The organism is Streptosporangium sp. NPDC000563, from assembly GCF_040299985.1.
GTDB lineage: Bacteria > Actinomycetota > Actinomycetes > Streptosporangiales > Streptosporangiaceae > Streptosporangium.
This window is the reverse complement of record NZ_JBEPDA010000025.1, coordinates 1-22,626: the sequence shown is the minus strand read 5'-3', so window position 1 is coordinate 22,626 and position 22,626 is coordinate 1. Positions and strand designations below refer to the sequence as shown.

Annotated in this window: 20 protein-coding genes; 9 read left to right on the top strand and 11 right to left on the bottom strand. The window is 70.8% G+C overall.

The window, feature by feature from the left end; all coding sequences use genetic code 11:
- Positions 1 to 4 precede the first annotated feature (4 nt).
- Entirely contained in the window at positions 5 to 370 is a 366-nt protein-coding gene (locus tag ABT352_RS34525; RefSeq protein ID WP_350949214.1) for a hypothetical protein, read from the bottom strand.
- A 96-nt stretch (positions 371 to 466) separates the two neighbouring features.
- On the opposite strand from ABT352_RS34525, the gene ABT352_RS34520 reads away from it, so the two are divergent.
- Entirely contained in the window at positions 467 to 856 is a 390-nt protein-coding gene (locus tag ABT352_RS34520) for a prolipoprotein diacylglyceryl transferase (protein WP_350949213.1), read from the top strand.
- Between the two features lie 157 nt (positions 857 to 1,013).
- Here the strand turns inward: ABT352_RS34520 and ABT352_RS34515 are convergent, their stop codons facing one another.
- Positions 1,014 to 1,208: a CsbD family protein gene (locus ABT352_RS34515; protein ID WP_350949212.1), complete on the bottom strand. Its 195-nt coding sequence runs from the start codon at positions 1,206 to 1,208 to the stop codon at positions 1,014 to 1,016.
- 389 nt (positions 1,209 to 1,597) lie between these two features.
- Here ABT352_RS34515 and ABT352_RS34510 point away from each other — a divergent pair, with 389 nt between their 5' ends.
- Positions 1,598 to 2,176 (top strand): ClpP family protease, encoded by a 579-nt coding sequence (locus ABT352_RS34510; RefSeq protein ID WP_350949211.1) that lies wholly within the window; start codon positions 1,598 to 1,600, stop codon positions 2,174 to 2,176.
- Positions 2,177 to 2,396: 220 nt separating this feature from the next.
- Here the strand turns inward: ABT352_RS34510 and ABT352_RS34505 are convergent, their stop codons facing one another.
- Positions 2,397 to 3,125, bottom strand: coding sequence for a DUF2470 domain-containing protein (locus tag ABT352_RS34505; RefSeq protein ID WP_350949210.1), 729 nt, complete (start codon positions 3,123 to 3,125; stop codon positions 2,397 to 2,399).
- 88 nt (positions 3,126 to 3,213) lie between these two features.
- Between ABT352_RS34505 and rpsD the strand changes: the two genes are divergently transcribed.
- Positions 3,214 to 3,828 carry a 30S ribosomal protein S4 gene (rpsD, locus tag ABT352_RS34500; protein ID WP_350949209.1) on the top strand — a complete coding sequence of 205 codons (615 nt, stop codon included), beginning with the start codon at positions 3,214 to 3,216 and terminating at the stop codon, positions 3,826 to 3,828.
- Between the two features lie 8 nt (positions 3,829 to 3,836).
- Here rpsD and ABT352_RS34495 read toward each other — a convergent pair whose 3' ends face one another.
- From ABT352_RS34495 to ABT352_RS34485, 3 genes are all read right to left on the bottom strand, one after another.
- Complete coding sequence (locus ABT352_RS34495) at positions 3,837 to 4,832, bottom strand: ion transporter (RefSeq protein WP_350949208.1); 996 nt, start codon at positions 4,830 to 4,832, stop codon at positions 3,837 to 3,839.
- A gap of 228 nt (positions 4,833 to 5,060) precedes the next feature.
- Positions 5,061 to 5,291, bottom strand: coding sequence for a hypothetical protein (locus ABT352_RS34490; RefSeq protein ID WP_350949207.1), 231 nt, complete (start codon positions 5,289 to 5,291; stop codon positions 5,061 to 5,063).
- A 4-nt stretch (positions 5,292 to 5,295) separates the two neighbouring features.
- Positions 5,296 to 6,654 carry a S8 family peptidase gene (locus ABT352_RS34485; protein ID WP_350949283.1) on the bottom strand — a complete coding sequence of 453 codons (1,359 nt, stop codon included), beginning with the start codon at positions 6,652 to 6,654 and terminating at the stop codon, positions 5,296 to 5,298.
- 171 nt (positions 6,655 to 6,825) lie between these two features.
- On the opposite strand from ABT352_RS34485, the gene ABT352_RS34480 reads away from it, so the two are divergent.
- Positions 6,826 to 8,889, top strand: coding sequence for a spermine/spermidine synthase domain-containing protein (locus ABT352_RS34480; RefSeq protein WP_350949206.1), 2,064 nt, complete (start codon positions 6,826 to 6,828; stop codon positions 8,887 to 8,889).
- A 104-nt stretch (positions 8,890 to 8,993) separates the two neighbouring features.
- Here the strand turns inward: ABT352_RS34480 and ABT352_RS34475 are convergent, their stop codons facing one another.
- Positions 8,994 to 11,144 (bottom strand): LCP family glycopolymer transferase, encoded by a 2,151-nt coding sequence (locus tag ABT352_RS34475; protein ID WP_350949282.1) that lies wholly within the window; start codon positions 11,142 to 11,144, stop codon positions 8,994 to 8,996.
- Between the two features lie 159 nt (positions 11,145 to 11,303).
- Positions 11,304 to 12,530, bottom strand: coding sequence for a neutral zinc metallopeptidase (locus ABT352_RS34470; protein WP_350949205.1), 1,227 nt, complete (start codon positions 12,528 to 12,530; stop codon positions 11,304 to 11,306).
- 738 nt (positions 12,531 to 13,268) lie between these two features.
- On the opposite strand from ABT352_RS34470, the gene ABT352_RS34465 reads away from it, so the two are divergent.
- Positions 13,269 to 14,138, top strand: coding sequence for a LysR family transcriptional regulator (locus ABT352_RS34465; RefSeq protein ID WP_350949204.1), 870 nt, complete (start codon positions 13,269 to 13,271; stop codon positions 14,136 to 14,138).
- A gap of 97 nt (positions 14,139 to 14,235) precedes the next feature.
- On the top strand, positions 14,236 to 15,069 hold the full coding sequence (gene folP / locus ABT352_RS34460; protein WP_350949203.1) for a dihydropteroate synthase: 834 nt from the start codon (positions 14,236 to 14,238) through the stop codon (positions 15,067 to 15,069).
- Positions 15,070 to 15,079: 10 nt separating this feature from the next.
- Here the strand turns inward: folP and ABT352_RS34455 are convergent, their stop codons facing one another.
- The 3 genes from ABT352_RS34455 to ABT352_RS34445 all read right to left on the bottom strand — a co-directional run bounded on the left by ABT352_RS34455 (position 15,080) and on the right by ABT352_RS34445 (position 18,940).
- The gene (locus ABT352_RS34455) at positions 15,080 to 16,540 is read right to left on the bottom strand and encodes a pyridoxal phosphate-dependent decarboxylase family protein (RefSeq protein WP_350949202.1); all 1,461 of its coding nucleotides are present in this window, start codon (positions 16,538 to 16,540) and stop codon (positions 15,080 to 15,082) included.
- 149 nt (positions 16,541 to 16,689) lie between these two features.
- Positions 16,690 to 18,276: a sensor histidine kinase gene (locus tag ABT352_RS34450; RefSeq protein WP_350949201.1), complete on the bottom strand. Its 1,587-nt coding sequence runs from the start codon at positions 18,274 to 18,276 to the stop codon at positions 16,690 to 16,692.
- Positions 18,266 to 18,940, bottom strand: coding sequence for a response regulator transcription factor (locus ABT352_RS34445; RefSeq protein ID WP_350949200.1), 675 nt, complete (start codon positions 18,938 to 18,940; stop codon positions 18,266 to 18,268). The genes ABT352_RS34450 and ABT352_RS34445 overlap by 11 nt, the downstream gene beginning before the upstream one ends.
- Before the next feature lie 161 nt (positions 18,941 to 19,101).
- On the opposite strand from ABT352_RS34445, the gene ABT352_RS34440 reads away from it, so the two are divergent.
- From ABT352_RS34440 to ABT352_RS34430, 3 genes are all read left to right on the top strand, one after another.
- A complete protein-coding gene (locus tag ABT352_RS34440; protein WP_350949199.1) occupies positions 19,102 to 20,298 on the top strand; it encodes a LolA family protein in 1,197 nt (398 codons plus the stop codon).
- 215 nt (positions 20,299 to 20,513) lie between these two features.
- Positions 20,514 to 21,599: an ABC transporter ATP-binding protein gene (locus ABT352_RS34435; protein ID WP_350949198.1), complete on the top strand. Its 1,086-nt coding sequence runs from the start codon at positions 20,514 to 20,516 to the stop codon at positions 21,597 to 21,599.
- Positions 21,586 to 22,467 carry a DUF2705 family protein gene (locus tag ABT352_RS34430; protein ID WP_350949197.1) on the top strand — a complete coding sequence of 294 codons (882 nt, stop codon included), beginning with the start codon at positions 21,586 to 21,588 and terminating at the stop codon, positions 22,465 to 22,467. Before ABT352_RS34435 ends, ABT352_RS34430 begins: the two co-directional genes overlap by 14 nt.
- Positions 22,468 to 22,626 lie beyond the last annotated feature (159 nt).

Genomic DNA, 22,626 nt, shown 5'->3' with positions numbered 1-22,626 from the left:
CCCCTCAGGACTCCCAGGGGGCGCTCTCGCCCATCTTGGCGTAGTACCTGGCCAGGTGGGCCTTGATCCGTTCGAGGTCCTCCTCGGGCACCTTGACCCCGCCCCTGGCTCCCTGCAGGACCCCTCCCGCGGCTCGTACGGCCTGCGGCACCACCTTGAGCCTGCCGTCGATCACGTCGGCGATGGGAAGCTTGTAACTCCCGAAGTTGTCCGGCTCGTCGCCGTCGTACCAGAGGTGGGCCTCTCGATATCGGGCATTGGGCTCCTCCTCGGCGTCCGACCATGATCGGACGCGCTTCTCGGCCGCTTCGCCGTCCCAGGCCCTGTCGTGCTCGGCCAGTAGCAGATCCTGAAACCGGGTGACCGTCATGATCTCGCTCCCTTCGTCGAGGGTTTCCCTACCCGGCTGACCGGCCCCATGCCTGCCCGGCGACATATTTGGACTTTGTCAGGGGAGGGGGTCGGCATGACGGACACTCCTGAGACGAGCGAAGACACGGCCGAGCGTGAAGGTGCCGAGACGGGCGGCACCGAGAGCACCGGTGCCGAGGGCGCCGGTACCGAAAGTGACGCCCCCGCGCAGGATCCGCCGCCCGCGGGTCCGCGGGGCATCGACGGCGAGAGCAGGGTCGTGGCGGAGCGGTCGGGGGCGGACACGACCTTCCCCGAGCGACCACTTCTGGCGGATCCCGACGACGCGCGCCGCACTCCTGCAGAGGAGAGACCAGAGGGTGTGAGCGAGGCCAAGGCCGAGACCGAAACCGAGAACGAGGCCGACGGCGAGATCGCGGGCGACGAGGGAGAGGACACGTCCGGTGACGGGGCGCCGGAACCGGAGGTCGGCCCGGCCTCCTGAGAGCCGACCTCTTTGACCTGGCGCCCTATGGTCCCCGGCCCGAGGAGGGCGGACGGCCCCGCCCGACGAGGGTGGACAGGGCCCGGGGCAAGGACTCCTCCCGACATGGCGGTGGGGGCCCGGAAAACCGGGCCCCCACCGCCATGTGAGTCGCGAGTCAGCTCTTGAAGGCGTCCTTGACCTTCTTCGCGCTGTCCTTGACCTTCTCCCCGGCCTGCTTGAGGTTGCTCTCGCTCTGGTCGGCCTTGCCTTCGGCCTCAAGCCGCTCGTTACCGGTGGCACGTCCCGCGCCTTCCTTGACCTTGCCCCCGAGCTCTTCGGCCTTGTTGGCGATCTTGTCGTCGTGACCCATGGTGTTATCCCTCCCGTTGTGGAGTTTTGTCCACTTCGACAGGTCCCCTCTCCTCCAGAGGAGGGGGTAAACATGCCTGCTCTGGGCGCGGTCGCCGCCCGGCCGATCCGGCGTCGCTCTCCTGGAGGCGCTCGCGAGGGGGGAGCGTGATCACGCCCCGCCCCGGGGCCGCCCGAGGGCACTCATCCGGCCGGGAAACGCTCGTGGCCAGGGGGAACGGCCGTTCCGGCCGGGCGACGACCGCACCCGGAGGAAAAACGAAATGAGGGATGCTGCGCTTTCAGCGAAAAGCGCTGACAGCGAACGAACGGAAAACGCGGCTCCCCGCTGGACTATGGTCGCGGGTATTCGTTTATCGGCAAACCTCGGGTTCGGAGTAGGTGGAAGACGTGAGCGGTCCCCAGATCGTCCCCGAAGACCAGCTGTATCAGAGGCTGCTGCGCAAGCGGATCGTCGTGCTCGGCAGTGAGGTGAACGACGAGGTCGCCAACCGGATCTGCGGGGAGCTCCTCCTGCTCTCCGCCGACGACGACCGTCGCGACATCTGGCTCTACATCAACTCACCCGGCGGCTCGGTGTCGGCCGGAATGGCCATCTACGACGTGATGCAGTACATCCCCAACGACGTCGCCACCGTGGGCATGGGCATCGCGGGGTCCATGGGGCAGTTCCTGCTCTGCTCGGGCGCTCCCGGCAAGCGCTACGTCCTGCCGCACGCCAGGGTGATCATGCATCAGCCCTCGGGAGGCCTCGGGGGCACGGCCGCCGACATCGCCATCCAGGCCGAGCAGATGCTCTACACCAAGCAGATGATGCGCGAGCGGATCGCCTTCCACACCGGCCAGCCGCTGGAGCGGATCGAGGAGGACTGGGATCGCGACCGCTGGTTCACCGCCACCGAGGCCAGAGACTACGGCTTCGTCGACCAGGTGATCAGAAACACCAGCGAGGTGGTGTCCGAGGGCTGACATTCCGCTCCCGAGGACGATCTCCTTTCGGGAGGATATTCCACTCCGGGAGTGATCGCGCTCTCGGAGTGGTTTCCTACGGCCATTCTGCGTGCTTCACATGAAATGGTCTGGCGCCATTTCCTGCCTAGCCCGGAAATGGCGCCGTGCGATAAAACGGTGCCACGCGATGAATCGTCGCCCTTTTGGTCGTCGAGGGGCCCCGGCCGGGCTTTCCTCGTCAGTGCCGGCAGAGCAGGCAGCGTACGGCGTGTTCGAGGGACTCCGCGTCGCCGATGGGCGAGGGCCATGGCAGCCGGATCAGCGTCGGGTCGCTGTCGACGCCGCAGCGGACGGTCGCCCCGAAGCGGTCGAGCTCCCAGAGCCAGGCCTCCGGCACCGGTGCGGCGAGCAGGGAGACGAGCGCGGCCTCCAACTGCCGGCGGTGGGAGCCGTTGATGTGGTGGAGCATGCGCTCGGCGTCGTCCATCAGGGGGTCGGGGGCGGCGCCCAGATACTCCTCCGCGTCCAGCAGGCCCGACTCCGGCCCGGTGAGATAGATCACCCTGCCGACGTCGACGCGGATCAGCCGGGGGCCGTCCATCCCCTCCAGCGTCTCGAACAGGGCCTCGTCCGGGCAGCGTTCGGCGATCGCCACCGCCGTCTCCCTCACCTCGGCCTCGGGCACCGCCTGCGCCCAGCCCTGCACCTTGAGCAGGCCCCGCGAGAGCTCGTGCGCTCCCAGTGAGCGGGTCGACGTCAGATCCACGGTCACCACGGGCTCGTCTCGCACGTCATGGAGCGGATCGCCGGGCAGGACGAGCAGCACGGGTCGTCCGGCGCCGTCCACGCCGCCCCTGGCGGGTGTCGCGGGAGCGTTGGTTCCGGAGACGGAGACGTGGGTGGGAGCGGCGGTGGCTGCGAGGGTGCGGACCCGCTCGGGGATCGGCGGAGCGGTGACGGGCTGCATGAACCGGCTCTCCTTGAGGTCGGGGACACTGCTGTGTATAAGATTAGCCTTGCCTAACTAAGGTAAACCTAACCACAGAGGAGTGAGCATGCGCTACACCGGGCCGAAGGTGCGTCTTTCCCGGAGGGCCGGCGTGCCGCTGACCCGTAAGGCCGTCCGATACTTCGAGGAGCGCCCCTACCCGCCGGGTGAGCACGGTCGCAAGACCAACCGGCGGCAGACCGGTGACTACGGGCTGCGGTTGATGGAGAAGCAGAAGCTCCGCTGGTACTACGACGTCTCCGAACGGCAGATGCGCCGCTACTGGGACATGGCGCTGCGCGGCACCGGCCGGGCGGGCGCGGAGCTGGTGGTGCTGCTGGAGACGCGCCTCGCCTCCCTCGTCCTGCGCTCAGGGCTCGCCCCGTCCATCTACGCGGCCCGCCAGTACGTCACCCACGGCCACATCACCGTGGACGGCCGCAAGGTCGACATCCCCAGCTACCTCGTCAAGCCGGGCCAGGTCGTCGCGGTGCGCGAGAGATCACGCCGGATGCAGCCGTTCGTCGCGGCGTCCGAAGGCGTGTACGCGGACGACCGGACGGCCGCCTACCTCGACGTCGACCACGCCGACCTCCGGTTCACCCTTTTCAGCCGCCCGCTGCGCGAGCAGATCGTGGTCCCGGTGGACGAGCAGCTCGTGGTGGAGTTCTACTCGCGCTGACCCGGCGCCTATCCGCGCCGCCGGCCCGCCGCCTTCCGGGTGGCGGGCTTTCTCACGCCACCGTTCGCCGAGCCCTTCGAATCCGAGCCGTTCTTTCCCGCAGAACCGTTCTTTCCCGCGGAGCCTGAGCCGTTCTTTCCGCCGGAGTTCGTGTCGTTCTTCCCCGCGGAGCCCGAGTCGCCGTTCGCCGTTCCGTTCGTTCCCGCGGCGCCGTTCACCGGCACCGGAACCCGGTCCCGCAACTCCCGCACCTCGGCCCGGAGCGAGGCCAGCTCGGCGAGTACGGTCCTGCCCAGTTCCTCGGTCGCCTGTACGGACTCCTCGGCGTGCTCCTCCTCCATCGCGCTGACCACCACCGCGATGAACAGGTTCAGCACCACGAAGGTGCACACCAGCATGAACACCACGAAGAACAGCCACGCCGACGGATGCTCGTCCATCACCTCCCTGGTGATGTCGGACCAGGCGTCCCCGGTCATCATCTGGAACAGGGTGAACAGCGAGGTGGGCAGGTCGCCGAAATACTCGGGGGCGGTGACGTGGTAGAGCTTCGTGCTCATCACCGCCGCGACGTAGAGCACCAGTGCCAGCAGCAGCACGATCGAGCTCATCCCCGGCAGTGCCGTGAGCAGCGCGGTCACCACCCGGCGCAGGCTGGGAAGCACGGAGATGAGCCGTAGCGCCCGCAGGATGCGCAGCGCGCGCAGCACCGAGAGCCCGCCCGCCGTGGGGAGCAGCGAGACGACCACGATCACGGTGTCGAAGAGGCTCCACGGGTTGCGGAAGAACCGCCAGCCGTAGGCGTACAGCTTGGCGGTGAGTTCGGCGACGAAGACGTAGAGGGCGAGGTGGTCGACGACGGTGAGCACCGCGCCGTACGGCTCGGCGAGCGTCGCCGAGGTCTCCAGTCCGAGCGTGGCCGCGTTGATCACGATGACGGTGATGATGAACTGCTGGAAACGCTGCGTTTCGAGCAGGCGGCGGAGACGCTCGCGCGGTGGCACGGGGACTCCCGGAAGTCAAAAGGTCAAGGACAAGCAAAGATCATAACGGACCGGTGAAGACCGAAATCCGCCTTTCGTGGAGTGAGGTGTCCGAAATATTCGGGCTTTGCGGTACGGGAACGTTCCGTGCCGGGAAGAGAGTGCCACCACTGCTTTCGGCCCTGCCCCTGTGCTCTGTCCGGCAGGCAGAGGGGCAGGGGGCCGGGCCCCGCCCGGCGAGTGCGGTGTTCAGCCTGGAGGGCCGTACGGCTCGATCTTCGGGTCGGAGTAGGGGCCGCCCTCCTTCGGGGCGACCCGGCGGGCGGCGACCTCGCTCACCCGCAGGCCGTACAGGCCCTGGTCGGGGTCGATGAGCACCAGGCCGTAGTCGGTGTCGACGTCCTCCTCGGGCAGCTTCAGGCGCCGCATGGCCTGCGCGAGCGTGGCGTCGGGCGGGAGCCGTACGGTGATCAGGAGCATGCACTCACGCTACGCGTCTGGCGCGGCGTCGCAACGAGGCGAGCATCCCGGGGGTGTCGACGACTCCGTAGCCGTAGTCGTGGTCGAACCCGATGTCGCCGCGGTCGTCGGCGGTGCGCCGGAGCAGGGTGCGCAGCTGGGAGGGGGACAGCCGGGAGGAGGGCCACAGGGTGCGGATGGCCGCGACGACCCCGGCGACGACGGGACAGGCGGCCGAGGTGCCCGAGTCGGCCTCGTCGTCGCCGAAGGCCCGCGAGCCGGAGAAGTGGGTGAAGGCGCAGAGATCGGGCTTTCTCACGGTGAGGCGGCCGGGCCCCTGCGAGGAGTAGCCGACCCGCTCGCCACGGATGTCGACCCCGCCGACCGACAGGACGCGCGGGTGGGAGTTCGCGCCCGTGATCGGCCGGTTGGCGTACGCGCACCGGCCGTCGGGGCAGTCGCGCCCGCAGTTTCCCGCGGCGAACAGCACGTCGGCGCCCGCCTGCTCCAGGCTGGAGACGATCAGGTTGAACGGGTGGGCCGGGTTGTCGGAGTAGTTGCCGGGATGGCCCGCGGGGAAGTCCCAGCTGGGGGAGAAGGAGCCCCAGCTGTTGGTGACGACGAGGGAGCGTGATGCCTCGGGCTGGTCTTCGAGGACGGTGCGCAGGTGGGCGAAGGCGGCGACCGCGTCCGACAGCAGGCCGTCCAGCGCCGAGCCGCCCGGACGCCGGGAGAGCAGCACGGGCACGTCGATCAGCGACGCCCTCGGGGCGGCGATGAGCGCGTCGAAGGCGCACATCGTGCCGTGGTCGACGGGGAACTCGCCCGCCTCGCCCCGCACCCCCGACGGCTTCCAGCTGCGCTGGGCGTCGAGGGCCACGCCGCGGTCGAACTGCCGGGCCACGTGCGCGGCGTTGATACCGCTGTCGAGCACCGCGAGCGCGACGCCAGAGCCGTCGAGGCCCTCGCGCGCCAGCTCGGGGACGTGGAGCAGCCGCTCCACGTCGCGCCAGTCGCCCACCGGTGGCGTTCCGCCGCAGGTGAGGCTCCGCTGGATCATCGGGTCGGCGAAGACCCCCACCACGTCGGGACGCAGCGAGGGCAGCAGGGTGACCCGGGTGGAGATCTCGTCGTCGGAGATCTCCCCGCGGACCAGGACGGAGGCCTCGTCGTCGGCGAAGGAGAACGTGAGCGGCTGGTTGAGCGAGAGGGGATCGCCCCCGGCGAGGGGGACCGGGCGGGGAGCGACGACAGGGGTGAAGGAGGGGTCCACGACGACGCCGGGCAACGCGTCGGCGACGTCGGCCGCCGCCGTGCTCACCGAGGGGTCGGCCACGGCCGCGACGACGTCGGGGGATGGACGGAGCTGGAGCAGGACCCGCATGTGCACCACCGGGGCTTGAGAGGATCGGGCTCCACCACGTTCCTGCATCCGCCTCGATCGCGTCCAGCCGTTGAAACCACCCTCTATCTGGTCTCATGGCATGTAACCCACACAAACGACAGGGATGGATTTCCTTCCCTGTGCGGGTGCCGGTGACTAGCGTTGGGCGGCATGACCGCAGAGGCGGAGACGACTCCACCCCCCACCCCAGATGTCCGGCACACCCACTGGCTGAGCACCCGGCCCAGACTGATCGTCGCCAGTGGGTTCATGCTCTTCCTGGAGCTGGCCCTGATCCGATGGACCGGATCGAACATCGTTCATCTGAGTTACTTCACCAACTTCGTCCTGTTGGGGTCGTTTCTCGGTATCGGGCTCGGCTTCCTCCGGGTGGGACGCACCACCCGGCAGCCGTACTACTCGCCGATCGTGCTCGCCGTCCTGGTGCTGGTCGTGTGGCTCTTCCCGGTCACCGTGGACCGCCAGACCGAGGGGGTCCTGTACTGGACGAGCCTGAGCGAGAGCGGGCCGCCCGCCTGGCTGATCCTGCCGGTCATCTTCGCCGCGGCGGCGATCGTGCTGATGGGCCCGGCCGAGCTGGTCGGGCGGTGCTTCCCCGAGCTGGAACGGCTGGAGGCCTACCGCTACGACCTGATCGGCAGCCTCGGCGGCATCGCGCTGTTCACCGCGCTGTCGTTCCTCAGCGCGCCCCCGGTGGTGTGGGGGTTGATCGCCGCGGTCGCCTACGCGGTGCTGCTCTGGCCCCGCAGGGTCTGGGCCCGCGCGGCGCTGCTCGTGCCCTCCCTCATCGTCGTCGGGGTCCTCGCGACGGAGTCGCTGACGGCCGGGGCGCTGTGGTCGCCCTACTACAAGGTGACCTACGTGCGCGGCTACTGGAACGACGTGCCGCTGATGGACATCAAGGTCAACGGCATCCCGCACCAGCAGGCCAGCCCGGCCAAAAGCCGCCTGGAGTGGGAACGCCAGTACGCCCTGCCGTACGAGCGCGCGACCTCGGGCAAGCTGGACGACGTGCTGATCGTGGGCGCGGGCAGCGGGACCGACGTGTCGATCGCGCTGTCGAAGGGCGCCAAGCGTGTGGACGCCGTGGAGATCGACCCCAAACTGCTCGAACTCGGCCGCTCCTACCACCCCGACAGTCCGTACAGCGACCCCCGCGTCACCGCCCACGTCACCGACGGCCGCGCCTTCCTGGAACGGACCTCCGACAAGTACGACCTCATCCTCTTCGCGTTGCCCGACTCGCTCACCCTGGTGTCCGGGGCGAGCTCGCTGCGGCTGGAGAGCTACCTGTTCACCCAGCAGGCGATGGAGGCGGCGAGGGACCACCTCAAGCCCGGCGGCACCTTCTCGATGTACAACTACTACCGCGAGACCTGGCTGGTGGACCGCCTCGGCTCCACCATGCAGGCCGCCTTCGGCCACAAGCCCTGCGTCGACATCGTCAGCGAGACCGGGCAGCAGGCGGTGATCACCGCGGGTCTCACCGCCGAGGCGCAGCGCTGCGACTCCGAATGGGCGGGGGCGACCGCCGACACCCCGCCGCCGAGCGGTGACGACCGGCCCTTCCTCTACCTGAAGGACCGGACGATCCCGCAGATCTACGTCATCACCCTCGGCCTGATCCTCGTCGTCAGCCTGCTCGCCGTCCGCGCCGTCGCCGGTCCCTACCGGCGGATGCGCCCGTACGCCGACCTCTTCCTGCTCGGGGTGGCGTTCCTGCTGCTGGAGACGAAGAGCGTGACCGGGTTCGCGCTGCTGTTCGGCACCACCTGGGTGGTGAACGCGATCGTGTTCGGCGGGGTGCTGGTCGCCGTGCTCGCCGCGGTGGAGGTGACCCGCCGCTTCAGGGTGCCGTCGCTGCCGGTGATGTACGGGGTGCTGCTCGCGGGGCTGGTCCTCGCCTGGCTGGTGCCCAACTCGTGGCTGCTGAGCCTGCCGCTGCCGGTGCGCGCCGTGGCGGCCGTGGTCGTGGCGTTCCTGCCGATCTTCGCGGCCAACGTGGTGTTCGCCAAGCGCTTCGCCGACTCCGCGGACGCCACCGTGTCCTTCGGGGCGAACCTGCTGGGCGCGATGGTCGGAGGCTGCCTGGAGTATCTGGCGCTGGTCATCGGCTACCAGGCACTGCTGATCGTCGCGGGCCTGATCTATCTGGGGGCCTTCGTCCTGCTGCCCAGGACCGCGAGGGGCGTCGGAGCGGCCAAGGCCGGCTGAGCCCGGCGGGCTCCGGGAAAAGCGCCGGTGGCCCGTCCTCCTTCGCGGAGGGCGGGCCACATGCGTGCGGGATGGTCGGCGGCGGAGCCGGTCGCGCGGGGCGGTCAGAACCCGCAGAGCTCGTCCAGGGACGCGGCCTCGCCCTTGCCGTTCGGGGTGGGCGTCTGGCTCGGCTTGGCCACCGCCGTCCTGGAGGGCTTGGGTGTGGCGGTGGGCGTTGATCCGCTCGTGCCGCTCGTCCCGGGGGAGGCCGTCGCGGCGAGGGGCCGACGGGCCGGCTGCAGTGACTGGCGCAGCGTCCTGGCGGTCGCGGCACGGATCTTCTGCCAGTCGGGCGAGCCGGTGTAGAACTCCGGCGGCACGAACTGGAGGCTCACGATCCTAGCGTCCTTGACCTTCAGCCCCAGTTCGGTGATGTGCTCGAGCAACTCGCGAGGGATGTCGGTCTTGGCCATCTTCTTGGCCACGTTCGCGATCTTGACGAAGTTGGTGAGCACGACCGACGGGGTGGCCTGCTGGGTGAAGGCGCCGATGACGCAGCGCTGGCGGGCCATCCGGGAGAAGTCGTCGCTGCCGACGCGGGAGCGCCCGTACCAGAGGGCCTCCTCGCCGGTGAGCTTCCGGTATCCGGCCTTGATGGTCCCCGCGGTGCCGTAGAGGCCGCCCCAGGGCACGTCGCTCTCCACCCTGATCCTCAGGCCGCCGATGGCGTCCACCAGGTGGGCGAAACCGAACATGTTGACCAGGGCGTAGTAGTCGATCTTCAGGTTGAGCGTGTAGCCGATCGCCTCCATGAGGGCCCGAGGGCCTCGATGGCCGTCCTTGACGTCGGGCATGAGCTCGGGGTGGTCCTCGGCGTACTGCCAGACCTCGTTGAGCAGGCCCCCGTTGGGCAGCTCGCGCATGAACCCGTCGGGGAACCGCTTGCCGAGCGGGGTGTTCGGCGGGAAGCGGACGTGCTGGAGGTTGCGGGGGAGGCTGAACATGGCGGTGTTGCCGGTCGCGACGTGCACGCTGGCCATGGTCATGCTGTCGGTCCGCACGCCCTCCCGGTTTCCGGCGCCGTCGCCGCCGACGAGCAGGAAGTTCACCCGCTTGCGCCCGCCCCACGGGTCCTCGTGCTTGACGGGGGCCGCCGTGGGGTTGGCCGAGGCGCTCTCGAAGATGCTGTTGGCCGCGTCCTTGACGGTCAGCACGGTGCTCGCGGTCAGCGCGAACGGCGCCATCACCGACACGCACAGCACGCCGACCGCGATTCCCGACACGATCTGTCCCCTGCCGCTGAGCCGGTCGGGCCCGAGGGAGACGTAGGAGAAGAGCACCAGCAGGAACCAGGCGATCGCGCCGACGATGGCGAGGACCGCCCCGGTCATCAGCGTGCTGTCGCGGGCGACGAAGCCCGCGTTGCCGTCACCGCTGAGGACGAGCGCGCCGACCAGGGCGGCGAGCAACAGCGCGCCGAAGATCGTGAGGAGGATGTATCCGGTGCGGCGGTGTCCCGCCCGCAGGTGCGCCGCGCCGGGCAGGAGCGCCGACAACGCGGTCCAGCCGATGAGCGCGCCGACCGTCATCGGCTTGGCGAACCGCGGCCGCTTCCCGGGCGGCCCGGGAGGGGCAGGGGGGCCGGGAGGCGACCCTCCGCTCTGGCCCGGTCCTCCGGGGCTGCCGGGCCCTCCGGGCGGGGCTGCTCCCTGAGGCTGAGCCGGTCCCGCGGGCTGGTCGGGCCGCGGTCCAGCTCCGGCCTGCGAGGGAGAGGCCGCCTCGGTCTCGGGCGCCCCTCGGGAAGGAACGGACTCCTGTGCGTCGTGCGTGGCCTGCCCGTCGCGTACGCCGTTCGGGGGAGGCGTTCCCTGCCCGCCGCGTACGTCGTGGGGGGAGGGCGTCCCCGGCCCGTTGTGCGCGCCCAGAGGGGAGCGCGCCTCCTGTCCGTCGGCGGCGCCCCGTACGCCGGGCCGGGTCTGCGGGGGTGTGCCCCGCCCGTCCGGCACGCTCTGGGCCTGGCCGGGAGCCGCCCGGAGTCCGCTCGCCGCGTCCCTGGAGGGGGACGCGTTCTGCCCGGAGGGAGAGCCCTGCGCCTGTGGCGTGCCGGGTGGAGCGGCGGGGGACTGTGTCTCGGCCGCCCCCTGCGCGACGCCACGACCTGCACCTTGGCCGCCGCCGCGGCCCGCGCCCTGGCCACCGCTGCGGCGCCGGGGGCGCCGTTTCCCGTTCCCACTGTCGCCGGCGAGATCCCCCGAGTCTTGCCCAAGGCGCATCGTCACACCGCTTCCTACTACGTCTTGCCCCGGTCTACCTGGCAAAACAGCCAAGGTTCCCCGATTGAACGGAATTTGCCAGGATTCTAGTCCCCATACCTGGACATGACAGACAGATAGCTAATCTGTGGTGAATGATCGTTTAAGTCGTGATGTTATCTAAGATGTCGCTGAAGACGGTGCCAACCAGGTGTTGCACTGGAAGGTCTTGTTCTTCTCGTAGCCCTGCCGGAACCACCGATGGTTGTTCGCCGGGGAACCGTGGTCACGGGGGTAGCCGGGCCAGTCGCCCACGCGGGAGTAGAAGTAGTAGAGGGTGTTGCGCCGGGCGGGGGTCACCGGATAGCTGGCCGAGACCGAGCGCATGAACATCGCGCCGAAGCAGGTCGCCTGGAGCTCGAACCGGCGGCTGAGCGCGAGCCTTCCGCTCTGACTGCCGGAGCGGAGCGACTTCTGCCACCAGGTGTCGGACAACCCCGACAGATGCTGCACATGGTGTCCGTACTCGTGCGCCATCATGCTGACGACCCCGCCGTGCCAGTCGGTGATGGAGCCGTACCCGCCGGAGTTGCCCACCCCGCGCACCATCGCCCTGGTCGAGGCGTAGATGGTGGTGTTGCGCGGGCAGTAGTAGGGCACCATGCTGCCCGGCGAGGGAAAGTCGCCACAGGCGCCGCGGCCCTTCGTCGCGGTGAGGGCGTAGCCGGGCGGACGCCAGTCCATGCCCTGCTCGCGCATGATCCGGGACCACCCCTTGTCCATGCATCTGGAGGTCTTGAGGATCAGTGCCTTGAGCTGACTGTGGTCGTAGATGCTGGCCGATCCCGCCGGGCAGTTGACCCTGGGAAGCCCGCCGGCCCGGTAGAGCGTGTTCTTCTCCAGGCTGGTGTTGAGCGCCCGTGCCCTGGTCGGGGGCGTGACCGTGTCCTTCGAGGCGTCGGAGGAGGTCGTCGTCCGCCGCGGTTCGCTGGACGCGGTCCGCGCGGGCTTCGCGGTGGGCCTGCCGTCCAGGGAGGTGGGCGGCGGCGAGATCGCGACCGGCGAGACCGAAACCGAGCGGCGGCTGTTCTTGGCCACCGCGCCCATCACCACGAGCCCGAGGAAGACCAGCGCGAACACACCGAGGAACCCGCCGGCGATCGCCCCGGCGCCACTGGAACGAGAGCGCTGCGGCTGCCACTGCGGTGGCGGGTAGGCGTGCCGCTGCCGCAGGTCCGGTGGTGGCGGGGCCGGGTGACTGTACGGCGGCGGGGTCGGATGACCGTACGGCGACGGTGGCTGGGATGGATGACCGTACGGCGGCGCCGGTGGGGCCGGATCGCCGTACGGCGATGGCGGTGGGGTCGGATGACCGTACGGCGCCTGACCGCCGGGCAGTGTGGGCATATGCCGGTATCCCTGTTCCGGCGGCGGCTGCTGCGGGCGCGCCGGCGAAGACGGAAACCGGGGCGGATATCCGGAGGGCGGTGGCTGGGGGTGGCTCTGGGGCGGGCTCGGCTGCCGGGAGGCGGGGGGATACCCGTAGCCGGGAGGGAATCCCTGTCCTGGCGGCGACGCCGGGTGGCTCCCGTGCCCCGGCGGCGACGCTGGATGGTTTCCCTGCCTCGGCGGTGCCGGTGCGTATCCGGCCTGTCCTGACGGGGGTGCCGGCGGATATCCGGCCTGTCCCGGAGGCGGCGCCGGAGGGTTTCCCTGTCCCGGCGAGGGGTGCCCCTGCTCCGGGTACGTGGGCAGGATGAGCGTGTGCGGATAGCCCTGCCCCGGCGGCGACGGGTGTCCCTGCCACGGCGACGCCGGACGGTCTCCCTGTCCCGGCTGCGGTGGATACCCCGGTGGCGGCTGGGGGTGGCCGTGAGCCGCCCACCCGGGCGGCTCCTGAGGTGGTCGCCCCCCTGGTGGAGGGGGTGGTGGAGGATGTTGTCCGTTGCCTGTCACGCTGTCTCCCCGTTACCCCGAGCGTCTGATATGAGCTACAGGTCCGGACTTTTGCCGAATTTGGGGCGTAAGCATACTGATTTATCATCCGTCACGGATGTCGCTGCATTCGATTACATTCCGAAATCATCCGAGGTGATCTCCGCTATGTACCGGACCGATCCAGGGCCCGTGACCTAGCTTCAAACCATGAATCTGCAGCAGCTCCGCTATGTGGTCGCGACGGCGGAGCATCGCACCATGACCGACGCGGCCAGGTCGCTGTACATCGCACAACCTGCCCTTTCCCGTGCGATCAGGGATTTGGAACGAGAGCTCGGGATGACGTTGTTCGCACGTTCCGGACGTGGCGTGGTCGTCACGGCACAGGGACGCCGGGTGGTCAAGCTGGCCCGGGAGGCACTCGACGCCGTCCGCGAGATCGAGTCACTGTCCACGCACGGCCACGCGTCCGAGGCGGAGCTTCGCATCGCCTCGATACCCAGCCTCGAACCGGGGCTGGCAGGACGCCTCCTCCCCGCGTACACCGCGGAACATCCCGGGGTACGCATTCACATCGTCCGCTGTGACGGGCGGGACGGCGTGGTGAGCGCCATCAGGGACCAACGGGCCGATCTCGGCCTGACGGACCTGCCCGTCCCCACCGATCTGGTCAGCCACCCGCTGGAGCGCCAGGAGATCGTGCTGATCTCCCCGCCCGGCGTGGACCTGCCCGACCCGGTGCCGATGAGGAGACTCAACGGCATGCGGCTGGTGCTGCCGGTTCCCGGCAGTTCCCGGCGCAGGGAGTTCGACGCGCTCTTCGCCAAGCACGGTGTGGCCCCCGTGGTGGCGACGCAGCTCGACGAGCGCGGCAACTGGCTGGGCACCGTCCGTTCGGGTACGGCCTCGATGCTCTGGTACCGGGGGATGGCCGAGCAGGCCTCCCGCGCCGGGCTCGTGGTCCGCACCCTCGATCCCTCGGTCCGCCGGGTGATCGCCATCGTTCACGCGCGGCGGCGGCTGCCCGCCATCGCGCAGGAGTTCCTGTCCGTGGCCGAAAGTGGGTCGGCCGCGTAAGGACCCTGTGGTTCGCTGGTTTTCCCAGATTTCCCCCAGAGGCGGCGCAGGTGGGAGCGCCGTCCTCTCCGACACCGGGGCTATAGGCTCGGTCTCGATGACTATCCTGCGCCTGCGTGGCCGTGAGTTCCGGCCCGGCGAGTTCGCGATCATGGCGGTGGTCAACCGCACCCCCGACTCCTTCTTCGACAGGGGAAGGACGTACGGCTTCGCGGCGGCCCTGGAGGCGGTGGACGGTGCCGTCGCGGGAGGCGCGGACATCGTCGACATCGGCGGCGTGAAGGCGGGTCCCGGCGACGAGGTCGATCCCGCCGAGGAGATCCGCCGGGTGGCCGACCTGGTCGCCGAGGTCAGGCGCCGCCATCCCCGGCTCATCGTCAGTGTCGACACCTGGCGCGCCGAGGTCGCCGAGGTCGTCGCCGAGGCGGGCGCGGACCTTCTCAACGACACCTGGGGCGGGGTGGACCCCGAGCTGGCAGGAGTCGCCGCCAGGCACGGCATCGGCCTGGTCTGCGCGCACGCCGGGCGCGTGACCCCGCGCACTCGCCCGCACCGCATCGCCTACGCCGACGTGGTCGCCGACGTCATCGGCTACACCGTCGACCTCGCCGAGCGCGCCGTCGCCGCGGGGGTGCCCAGGGAGTCGGTCCTCATCGACCCGGCGCACGACTTCGGCAAGAACACCTGGCACTCCCTGGAGGTCAGCCGCCGCCTGGACGAGATGGTCGCCACCGGCTGGCCGGTGCTCGTCGCGGTCTCCAACAAGGACTTCGTCGGAGAGACCCTCGGCGGCCTGCCGGTGGACGAACGCCACGCCGGGACCATGGCCACGCTGGCGGTCTCCGCCTGGCAGGGCGCCCGGGTCTTCCGCGTCCACGACGCCGCCTCCGCCCGCGCCGCCCTGGCCACCGTGGAAAGACTGCGCCGGTGACGCCGGTGGATCAGGAATAGATGACGGAGAGGAAGCGGATCAGGATCGCCTCTCGCCGATCGGCGGGAAGGGCGTCGAGAACCGCGTTGACCACGGCCATCTCCGGCTGCCCTGAACCGCCCAGGTCCACCCCGACCGCGGACGCCAGCTCACCGAAGGCGGCGTCGTCGAGCGCGTCCAGGTCCAGGCCCGCCACCAGTTCCACCAGCCCTTCCGGCAGCTTGGCGGGACCCCGCTCCCGCGCGGCCTCCACGGATTGCGCGATCACTTCCAGCATCGCCTCGACGCCCCGCAGCGTCACCCCGGTCACCGTGATGTGGATGTTGGCCGGGATGCCCGCGTAGGACAGCTGCGGCTGCAGGAACCAGCCGCGTCTCCGCGCCTCGTCCGACAGCACGAACACGTCCACCCCTTCGCCGCCGGAGTCCCCGTGGGAGCCACTGCCGGAGCCTCCGTCGGAGCCGAAGGCGACGAGCGCCGACTCCGGGTCACCGAGCACCCGCAGCCCCGGGATCTTCGCGATGCCCGCGCGGAGCTCGCGGGCCGCCGCCAGGGTGGTGCGCCCGAGCTCCAGATAGCCCTCCCGGCCCAGGGCTTGGAGGGTGGCCCACGCGCCGCCCAGCGGGCCCGCGGACTTCGAACTCTGCACGGTGGCGTTGATCACCGTGTAGCCGGGCCACGACGCCGAGGCGAAGTACGCCCGCCGCCTCATCGCCGGATCGGCGAACAGCACGACCGAGGCGCCCTTCGGGGCGTAGCCGAACTTGTGCAGGTCGCACGAGAGCGACGTGACCCCGGGCACCGACAGGTCGAAGGGCGGGATGTCCGCCCCGGCCTCGCGCAGCCACGGCAGCAGCCACCCGCCCACGCAGGCGTCCACGTGGCACGGCACGCCACGCGCGGCGGCGATCGCGGCGATCCCGGCGACCGGGTCGATCACGCCCTGCGGGTAGGACGGAGCCGAGGCGACCACCAGGACGGTGTCCTCGGTGATCGCGGCCTCGACGTCCGCCGGGGAGGCGCGGAAGGTCACCGGGTCCACCGGCACGGCGTCCACCACGAGCCCCAGGTAGTGCGCGGCCTTGTGGAAGGCCGGGTGCGCGGTCACCGGGACCGCCATCCGGGGGCGCCCCGCGGTCTCCCGCGCGTCCCGTGCCGCCTTCACCGCCAGCATGATCGACTCGGTGCCGCCGCTGGTGAAGATGCCCGACCCGCCGCCGAGCAGCTCGGCGACCGCGCCGACGACCTGTTTCTCCATCTCCACCACGCTGGGGAAGGCCGTCGGGTCGAGGGTGTTGACCTCCAGCATCTCGAAGTAGGCCCTGGCTGCGGCCTCGTGCACCTCTGGCCGCCCGGTGTCGTAGACGTACGCGGTCACCTTGCCTCCGCGCACCGGCAGGTCCTCCCGCTTGAGGCGGGTGATCTCGGCCAGCAGTTCCTCGGTGCTGCGGCCCTTGTCGGGCAGGCTCATCGCTCTCCTCGGGGGTACGGCTCGCGCGGGCCGGAAGGGAACGGCCCGCGAGGGCCGCCGGGAAAATGCCAGCATCACACGAATCGACCCGTACGGGGGATACGGCGGAGGCCCGTCGCCCGGCCGAGTGGGTGATCCAACGGCCTCGATCAGGACAGCGGAAGCCGTACGACCGCGCGAAGACCCGGGGAGGCGTCCTCCAGATGGACCGCGCCGCCGTGGGCGTGGACCGTCTCGCGCACGATGGCCAGGCCCAGCCCGGCTCCGCCCTCGTCGCGGCTGCGCGAGCTGTCCAGCCGGGTGAACCGGTCGAACACCCGCTCCCGGTCGGCCTCGGGGATGCCCGGCCCGTCGTCGGCGACGGTCAGCACCGCGTCGGCCCCCTCGGTCCGCAGCTCGACCACCACGGGGGCGAAGGTGTGCCGCAGCGCGTTGTCGACCAGGTTGACGAGCACCCGGCCCAGGTCCAGCGCGTCCCCGGTGACCGTGATCGACCTGCTCTCCACCGCGCCGCCGGTGTCGCGGGACCCGTTCTCCGGCGTGCCTGCGCCGCCGGACACGCCCCCGGTCGCGTCGCCGGTCGCGTCGACGACCGCGCCGCCGGCCGGGGCGGGGCCGCTCTCGGGCGCACCGCCCGGGTCGCCGATGATCCTCACCGTGACGGCCTCGCCGTAGCGTTCGACGGTCTGCGGGACGAGCTGGTCCAGCTCCACCGGCTCCCCCCGCGCGGGCGTGCCGCCGCGCTCGTCCAGGCGGGCGAGCGAGAGCAGGTCCTCGGCCAGCCGGGACAGGCGCATGGTGTCCTCGAGCACGCCCTCGGCCGTCTCCCGCCAGTCCTGCCCCTCGGGGTGGCCGAGAGCCACCTCCAACTGGAGCCGGATGCTCGCCAGCGGGCTGCGCAGCTCGTGCGCCGCGTCCGAGACCAGGGCCTGCTGCCGGATGCCCGCCTTCTCCAGCCGGGCCAGCATCGCGTTCAGCGTCGTGGCCAGACTGTGCACCTCGTCGCGCGCCTCGGGCACCGGCAGGCGACGCGAGCGGGCGGTGTCGGTGATCTCGTCCGCACCCCGGCGCAGCGCCGCGATCGGCCTCAGGGTCCCGCCGATGATCACCCAGCTCGCCGCCGCGAGCAGGACCAGCAGCAGTGGCGTGCCGACGATCAGCACGTTCCCCGCCGTGGAGATGCTGGTCTGCACCTCGCTGAAGGAACGCGCCGCGATCACCGTCTGCCCCCGGTCGGCGCTGAGCACCCGGACGCGGAGCAGGTGCGGGATGCCGTACGGCTTGCCGTCCAGGAACCGCGCCTCGCCCTCGCCGATCGCCGCCGCCCGCTGTTCCGCGTCCAGCAGCGGCACCAGCCTGTCGGTGCCGGTGGTCGTGTGGGTGATCCGCCCCGCGCCGTCGATCACCTGCAGGAGAGTGCCGTCCGGCGAGGTCATCTCGTCGGGCAGCCGTCCGGCGTCGGCGAGCGAGACCGTGTCCCTGGCCCGCTGGTAGATCGACTCGTCGATGGTGTCCCGCAGCGCGTTGCCGAGCACGGTGATCATCACGTAGGCCGAGACCACCAGCGCCACCGCCAGCACGGCCGAGGCGACCGCCGTCAGCCGGAAGCGCAGGCTCTTGCGCCGCCACCTGCCGACCGCGCGCCCTCCTCCGTGCGGACCCGTGCCGGTGCGGGAGCCCGTTCCCGCCTTGGCGGGTGGGTCCCCGAAATCCCGGTGCGCCGGATCAGCCGCCATCGCCGGCCAGCCGGTATCCCGCTCCCCGTACCGTCTGCAGCGCGTTCCGGGAGAACGGCACGTCGATCTTGCGCCGCAGGTAGCCGACGTAGACCTCCACCACGTTGGGATCGGTGTCGAAGGTGTCCCAGACATGCTCCAGGATCTCCGTCTTGGAGACCACCTCGTCGTGGTGGCGGAGCAGGAACTCCAGCAGCGCGAACTCCCTGGGCGTCAGCTCCACCGGCGTCTCCCCCCTGGTGACGCGCCGCCGAGCCGGGTCGAGCTCCAGGTCTCCGGCCCTCAGCACGGCCGGGCGCCGGCTCGCCCCGCGCCGCAGCAGCGCCCTCAGCCTGGCCACCAGCACCACGTACGAGAACGGCTTGGTCAGGTAGTCGTCGGCGCCCAGGTCGAGCCCGTCGGCCATGTCGTACTCACCGTCCTTGGCCGACAGCATGAGGATCGGAACCCAGTTCTCCTCGGCCCGCAGCTGCTTGCAGACGTTGTAGCCGGAGATCCTGGGCAGCATGATGTCCAGCACCACCACGTCGTAGTCGCCGTGTCTCGCCTGGTGCAGGCCGTCCTCCCCGTCGTGCGCGAGGTCGACCACGAACCCCTCGGCCTGCAGACCACGCCGCAGGGCGGCGGCCATCCTCCGCTCGTCCTCGACGACGAGAACCCGCATGACTGCCCCTTTCACCGTCCCGACGTGCCCATCCTCGACCACCCGGCCTGAGAGGCGGCTGAGAAGCCTGTGAGCCCTCTCAGTCTGTCTCAGCTTCGGCACAGGACCCGTCGCGCAGGCTGCTGCTGACAGGGATTGACGGCATACCGTGGAGGAATGAGATGTCTGAGCAAGCGAGACGGGGGCGCGCGGTGAGGTGGGCGGTGCCGGTCGCCGCGATCGCGGTGGTCGCCGGAGCCATCGGAGCCGGACCGGTCATCGCCGCCGTGCAGGGGGATCCCGCGCTGCCCGAGCGCACCGCCGAGCAGCTGCTGGCCGACGCCGTCCAGGCGAGCCAGACCGGGCTCAAACCCATGTCGGGCACCGTCGTGCAGACCGCCTCACTCGGGTTGCCGGGGCTGCCCGACGTGGCGGGCATGGGGGGATCCTCGCCCGCGGGCCTGCTCGCGGGCTCGCACGAGCTCAAGGTCTGGTACGGCGGTGAGGACAAGGTCCGCTTCGCCCTCCCGGGGCGGATGAGCGAGACCAACCTGATCGTCAACGGCGACCAGGTGTGGATGTGGCAGAGCGACGCGAACAAGGCCACCCGTATCAAGGTGGGGGAGGCGAAGGACGCCGAGGGACTCGGGCACGGGGGGCCGGCCGACGGCGCCGCACGTAGCGCGCTGCCCACGGCGGCCACACCGCAGCAGTTCGCCCGGCAGCTGCTGGAGAAGGCCGGGGACGACACCGCGATCAGTGTGACCAACACCGAGAAGGTCGCCGACCGTGCGGCCTACCAGCTCGTCCTCGCGCCCAAGGACGCCTCCTCCCTGGTCAAGGAGGTCAAGGTGGCGCTGGACGGGGAGACCTTCGTCCCGCTGCGGATCCAGGTGTACGCCAGGAGCGCGGCCGAGCCCGCCTTCGAGATCGGCTTCACCTCGGTCACCTTCTCCCCGCCCGCCGCGGAGAACTTCACCTTCACCCCGCCCGCGGGCGCCAAGGTCGAGGAGACGTCGCTCGGCGAGCTCGCCGAGGAGCGCGGGCGGCAGGGGGAGAAGCTCAGGGAAGGTGAGGAGATCAGGAACAAGGCCGAGATCGTCGGCGAAGGCTGGACCACGGTCGCGGTGATCCCCGCCTCCGAGATGCGGAAGCTGACCTCGGCACCACGGGACGAGGCCTCACGAGACGCGGTCGGACAGGACGCCGACGCGATCACCGACGCCATGCTGAAGTCGGCCAAGCCGATCAGTGGCACGTGGGGCAGCGGCAAGGTCGTCCAGACCAAGCTGGTCTCCGCGCTGCTGACCGACGACGGCCGCCTGCTGGTCGGTGCCGTCACCCCGGAGAAGCTGTCCGAGGCGGCCGGTCGGAAGTGAACACGACGCCGGGAGTCAGGTGTCCGCGCCCGGCTCCCGGCGGGCGTCCTCCGATCCCATGTGCGGGATCAGGGGGCGTGAACCGGGGACGCCCCTCCGGACCACGCGGGCGTTCGGGAGATCCGGCGGATCCGGCGGCCCGCGAACGTCCGGGGCGTGAGATGAGACGGGACGGCCGCGCGGCCGTCCCACGACCGACGAGCAGTGGGGGAGAAGTGCCGATCGTCCAGAACGCGAGAAACGGCGGGGACGGTGAGAACCGGAGCGGCGAGACCTCGGAGAGCGGAGCCGGCGAGGTCGGGGACGGCGGGGTGGCCGGGGGTGCCGTGCTGACGGACGAGAGACCGGTGCCGGGTCCCGCCGCCGACGGGGATCTCGCCATCGTCACCAGCGGGCTGACCAAGCGCTTCGGAAGCGGTCAGGTGGCCGTGGACGCCCTCGACCTGGCCGTACCCGGCGGGTCGGTGTTCGGCTTCCTCGGCCCCAACGGCTCGGGAAAGACCACCACGATTCGTATGCTGCTCGGTCTGGTGGCCCCGACGGCGGGGGAGTGGCGGTTGCTCGGCGCGCCGATGCCCTCGGCGGCGGGCGGCGTGCTGCCGAGGGTGGGCGCCCTCGTCGAGGGGCCGGCCTTCTACCCCTACCTGTCGGGCGAGGCCAACCTGCGCCGCTACGACGCCGCCGATCCCTCCGCGGATCCGCGCACGGTCTCGGCCAGGATCGGGTACGCGCTGGAACGGGTGGGCCTCGCCGCCGCGGCGGGCAAGCGCTACCGCGCCTACTCGCTCGGCATGCGCCAGCGGCTGGCCATCGCCGCCGCGCTGCTCGGCCCGAGGGAGTTGCTCGTCCTCGACGAGCCGACCAACGGCCTGGACCCGCAGGGCACCCGCGAGGTGCGTGGCCTGGTCAAGGAGATCGCCGCCGAGGGGACGACGGTGTTCGTCTCCTCCCACCTGCTGGCCGAGGTGGAGCAGATGTGCTCCCACATCGCCGTCATGCGAACCGGGCGGCTCGTCGCCCAGGGATCCATCGCCGATCTGCGCGCGCGGGAGACGGTGAGGATCCGGGTGGAGACCCCCGACACCGTCGAGGCGGCGGCCGTGCTGGCGGGGCTCGGCCTGGCGGAGATCCGCCTCGGTGACGGTGAGGTCGGCGCCGCGCTGGGGAGCGGCGCGGCGGAGCGGGTGTGCGCCGCCCTGGTCGCCGACGGCGTCGCCGTCCGCGGCCTCGCCGTCCAGCGACCGAGCCTTGAGGACATGTTCGTGGGCCTGACCGGGGAGGGATTCGATGTCGACGGTTAGCGGTGCCCCTCCGCTCGCGCGGGCGGTGGGCGCCCCTCGGGCGTGGCTGCGGCTGCTCGGCTCGGAGATCGGCCTGATCTTCCGGCGGCCGAGGAACATCGCGATGCTCGCCGTGCTCGCCGTGATCCCGGCGCTGATCGGGGCGGCGCTGCGGATGTTCAGCGGGTCCATGGGGGGAGAGGGAGGCGCCGGCGGCGGGTCGGCGATCTTCGAACAGGTCGCGGGGAACGGGCTCTTCCTCACCTTCGCCGCGTTCTCCGTCCTGGTGCAGCTGTTGCTGCCGGTCACCGTCGCGGTCGTCGCCGGTGACTCGATCGCGGGGGAGGCGGGCATCGGCACGCTGCGCTACCTGCTCGCGGCCCCGGCCGGCCGGACCCGCCTGCTGGCCGTCAAGTACGCCGGCGCGGTCGTCTTCTGCCTGGCCGCCGTCGCCGCGGTGGCGCTGTCCGCGCTGCTCGTCGGCCTGTTGCTGTTCCCCGCGGGGCCGATCACGCTGTTGTCGGGAGGGACGATCCCCTTCCTCGACGGCGTGCTGCGAATCGGTGTCGTGGCGCTGTACGTCACCGCGGGCATGGCCGCGCTGGCCGCCGTCGCGCTGGCGCTGTCGACCTTCACCGAGGTGTCCGTCGGCGCCATCGCCTCGACCGTGGTCGTCGTCATCGTGTCCCAGCTGCTGGGGGTCATCCCGCAGCTGTCGGCGATCCAGCCCTACCTGCTCACCCACTGGTGGAGCGGCTTCGACGGTGTCCTGCGAGATCCGGTGGCCACCGGTGAGATGGGGCAGGGGCTGCTGGTCTTCGCCGCCTACGTCGCCGTCTTCGGCTCCGTCGCCTGGGCGCGCTTCACCGGCAAGGACATCACCGCCTGATCCGCCTGATCCGCCTGATCCGCCTGATCTCGGACGGCGCCGTCGCCGCCTCCGTGCCGGGGCCCGCGCCGGTCTCCGGGAAAGGTGCGGGCGGACGCGGAACGGCCCCGGGAAGTTCCTGGTGGTTTCAAGGGGGCGTCGCGACTCCTCGGATCGAGG

Coding starts and splice junctions, on each gene's coding strand:
- ABT352_RS34445 (WP_350949200.1), bottom strand. CDS start 18,940: ATGCGGGTTCTCGTCGTCGAGGACGAGCGGAGGATGGCCGCCGCCCTG.
- ABT352_RS34520 (WP_350949213.1), top strand. CDS start 467: ATGACGGACACTCCTGAGACGAGCGAAGACACGGCCGAGCGTGAAGGT.
- ABT352_RS34450 (WP_350949201.1), bottom strand. CDS start 18,276: ATGGCGGCTGATCCGGCGCACCGGGATTTCGGGGACCCACCCGCCAAG.
- ABT352_RS34430 (WP_350949197.1), top strand. CDS start 21,586: ATGTCGACGGTTAGCGGTGCCCCTCCGCTCGCGCGGGCGGTGGGCGCC.
- ABT352_RS34525 (WP_350949214.1), bottom strand. CDS start 370: ATGACGGTCACCCGGTTTCAGGATCTGCTACTGGCCGAGCACGACAGG.
- rpsD (WP_350949209.1), top strand. CDS start 3,214: ATGCGCTACACCGGGCCGAAGGTGCGTCTTTCCCGGAGGGCCGGCGTG.
- ABT352_RS34490 (WP_350949207.1), bottom strand. CDS start 5,291: ATGCTCCTGATCACCGTACGGCTCCCGCCCGACGCCACGCTCGCGCAG.
- ABT352_RS34475 (WP_350949282.1), bottom strand. CDS start 11,144: ATGCGCCTTGGGCAAGACTCGGGGGATCTCGCCGGCGACAGTGGGAAC.
- ABT352_RS34480 (WP_350949206.1), top strand. CDS start 6,826: ATGACCGCAGAGGCGGAGACGACTCCACCCCCCACCCCAGATGTCCGG.
- ABT352_RS34515 (WP_350949212.1), bottom strand. CDS start 1,208: ATGGGTCACGACGACAAGATCGCCAACAAGGCCGAAGAGCTCGGGGGC.
- ABT352_RS34505 (WP_350949210.1), bottom strand. CDS start 3,125: ATGCAGCCCGTCACCGCTCCGCCGATCCCCGAGCGGGTCCGCACCCTC.
- ABT352_RS34485 (WP_350949283.1), bottom strand. CDS start 6,654: ATGCGGGTCCTGCTCCAGCTCCGTCCATCCCCCGACGTCGTCGCGGCC.
- ABT352_RS34440 (WP_350949199.1), top strand. CDS start 19,102: ATGTCTGAGCAAGCGAGACGGGGGCGCGCGGTGAGGTGGGCGGTGCCG.
- ABT352_RS34465 (WP_350949204.1), top strand. CDS start 13,269: ATGAATCTGCAGCAGCTCCGCTATGTGGTCGCGACGGCGGAGCATCGC.
- ABT352_RS34470 (WP_350949205.1), bottom strand. CDS start 12,530: ATGCCCACACTGCCCGGCGGTCAGGCGCCGTACGGTCATCCGACCCCA.
- ABT352_RS34455 (WP_350949202.1), bottom strand. CDS start 16,540: ATGAGCCTGCCCGACAAGGGCCGCAGCACCGAGGAACTGCTGGCCGAG.
- folP (WP_350949203.1), top strand. CDS start 14,236: ATGACTATCCTGCGCCTGCGTGGCCGTGAGTTCCGGCCCGGCGAGTTC.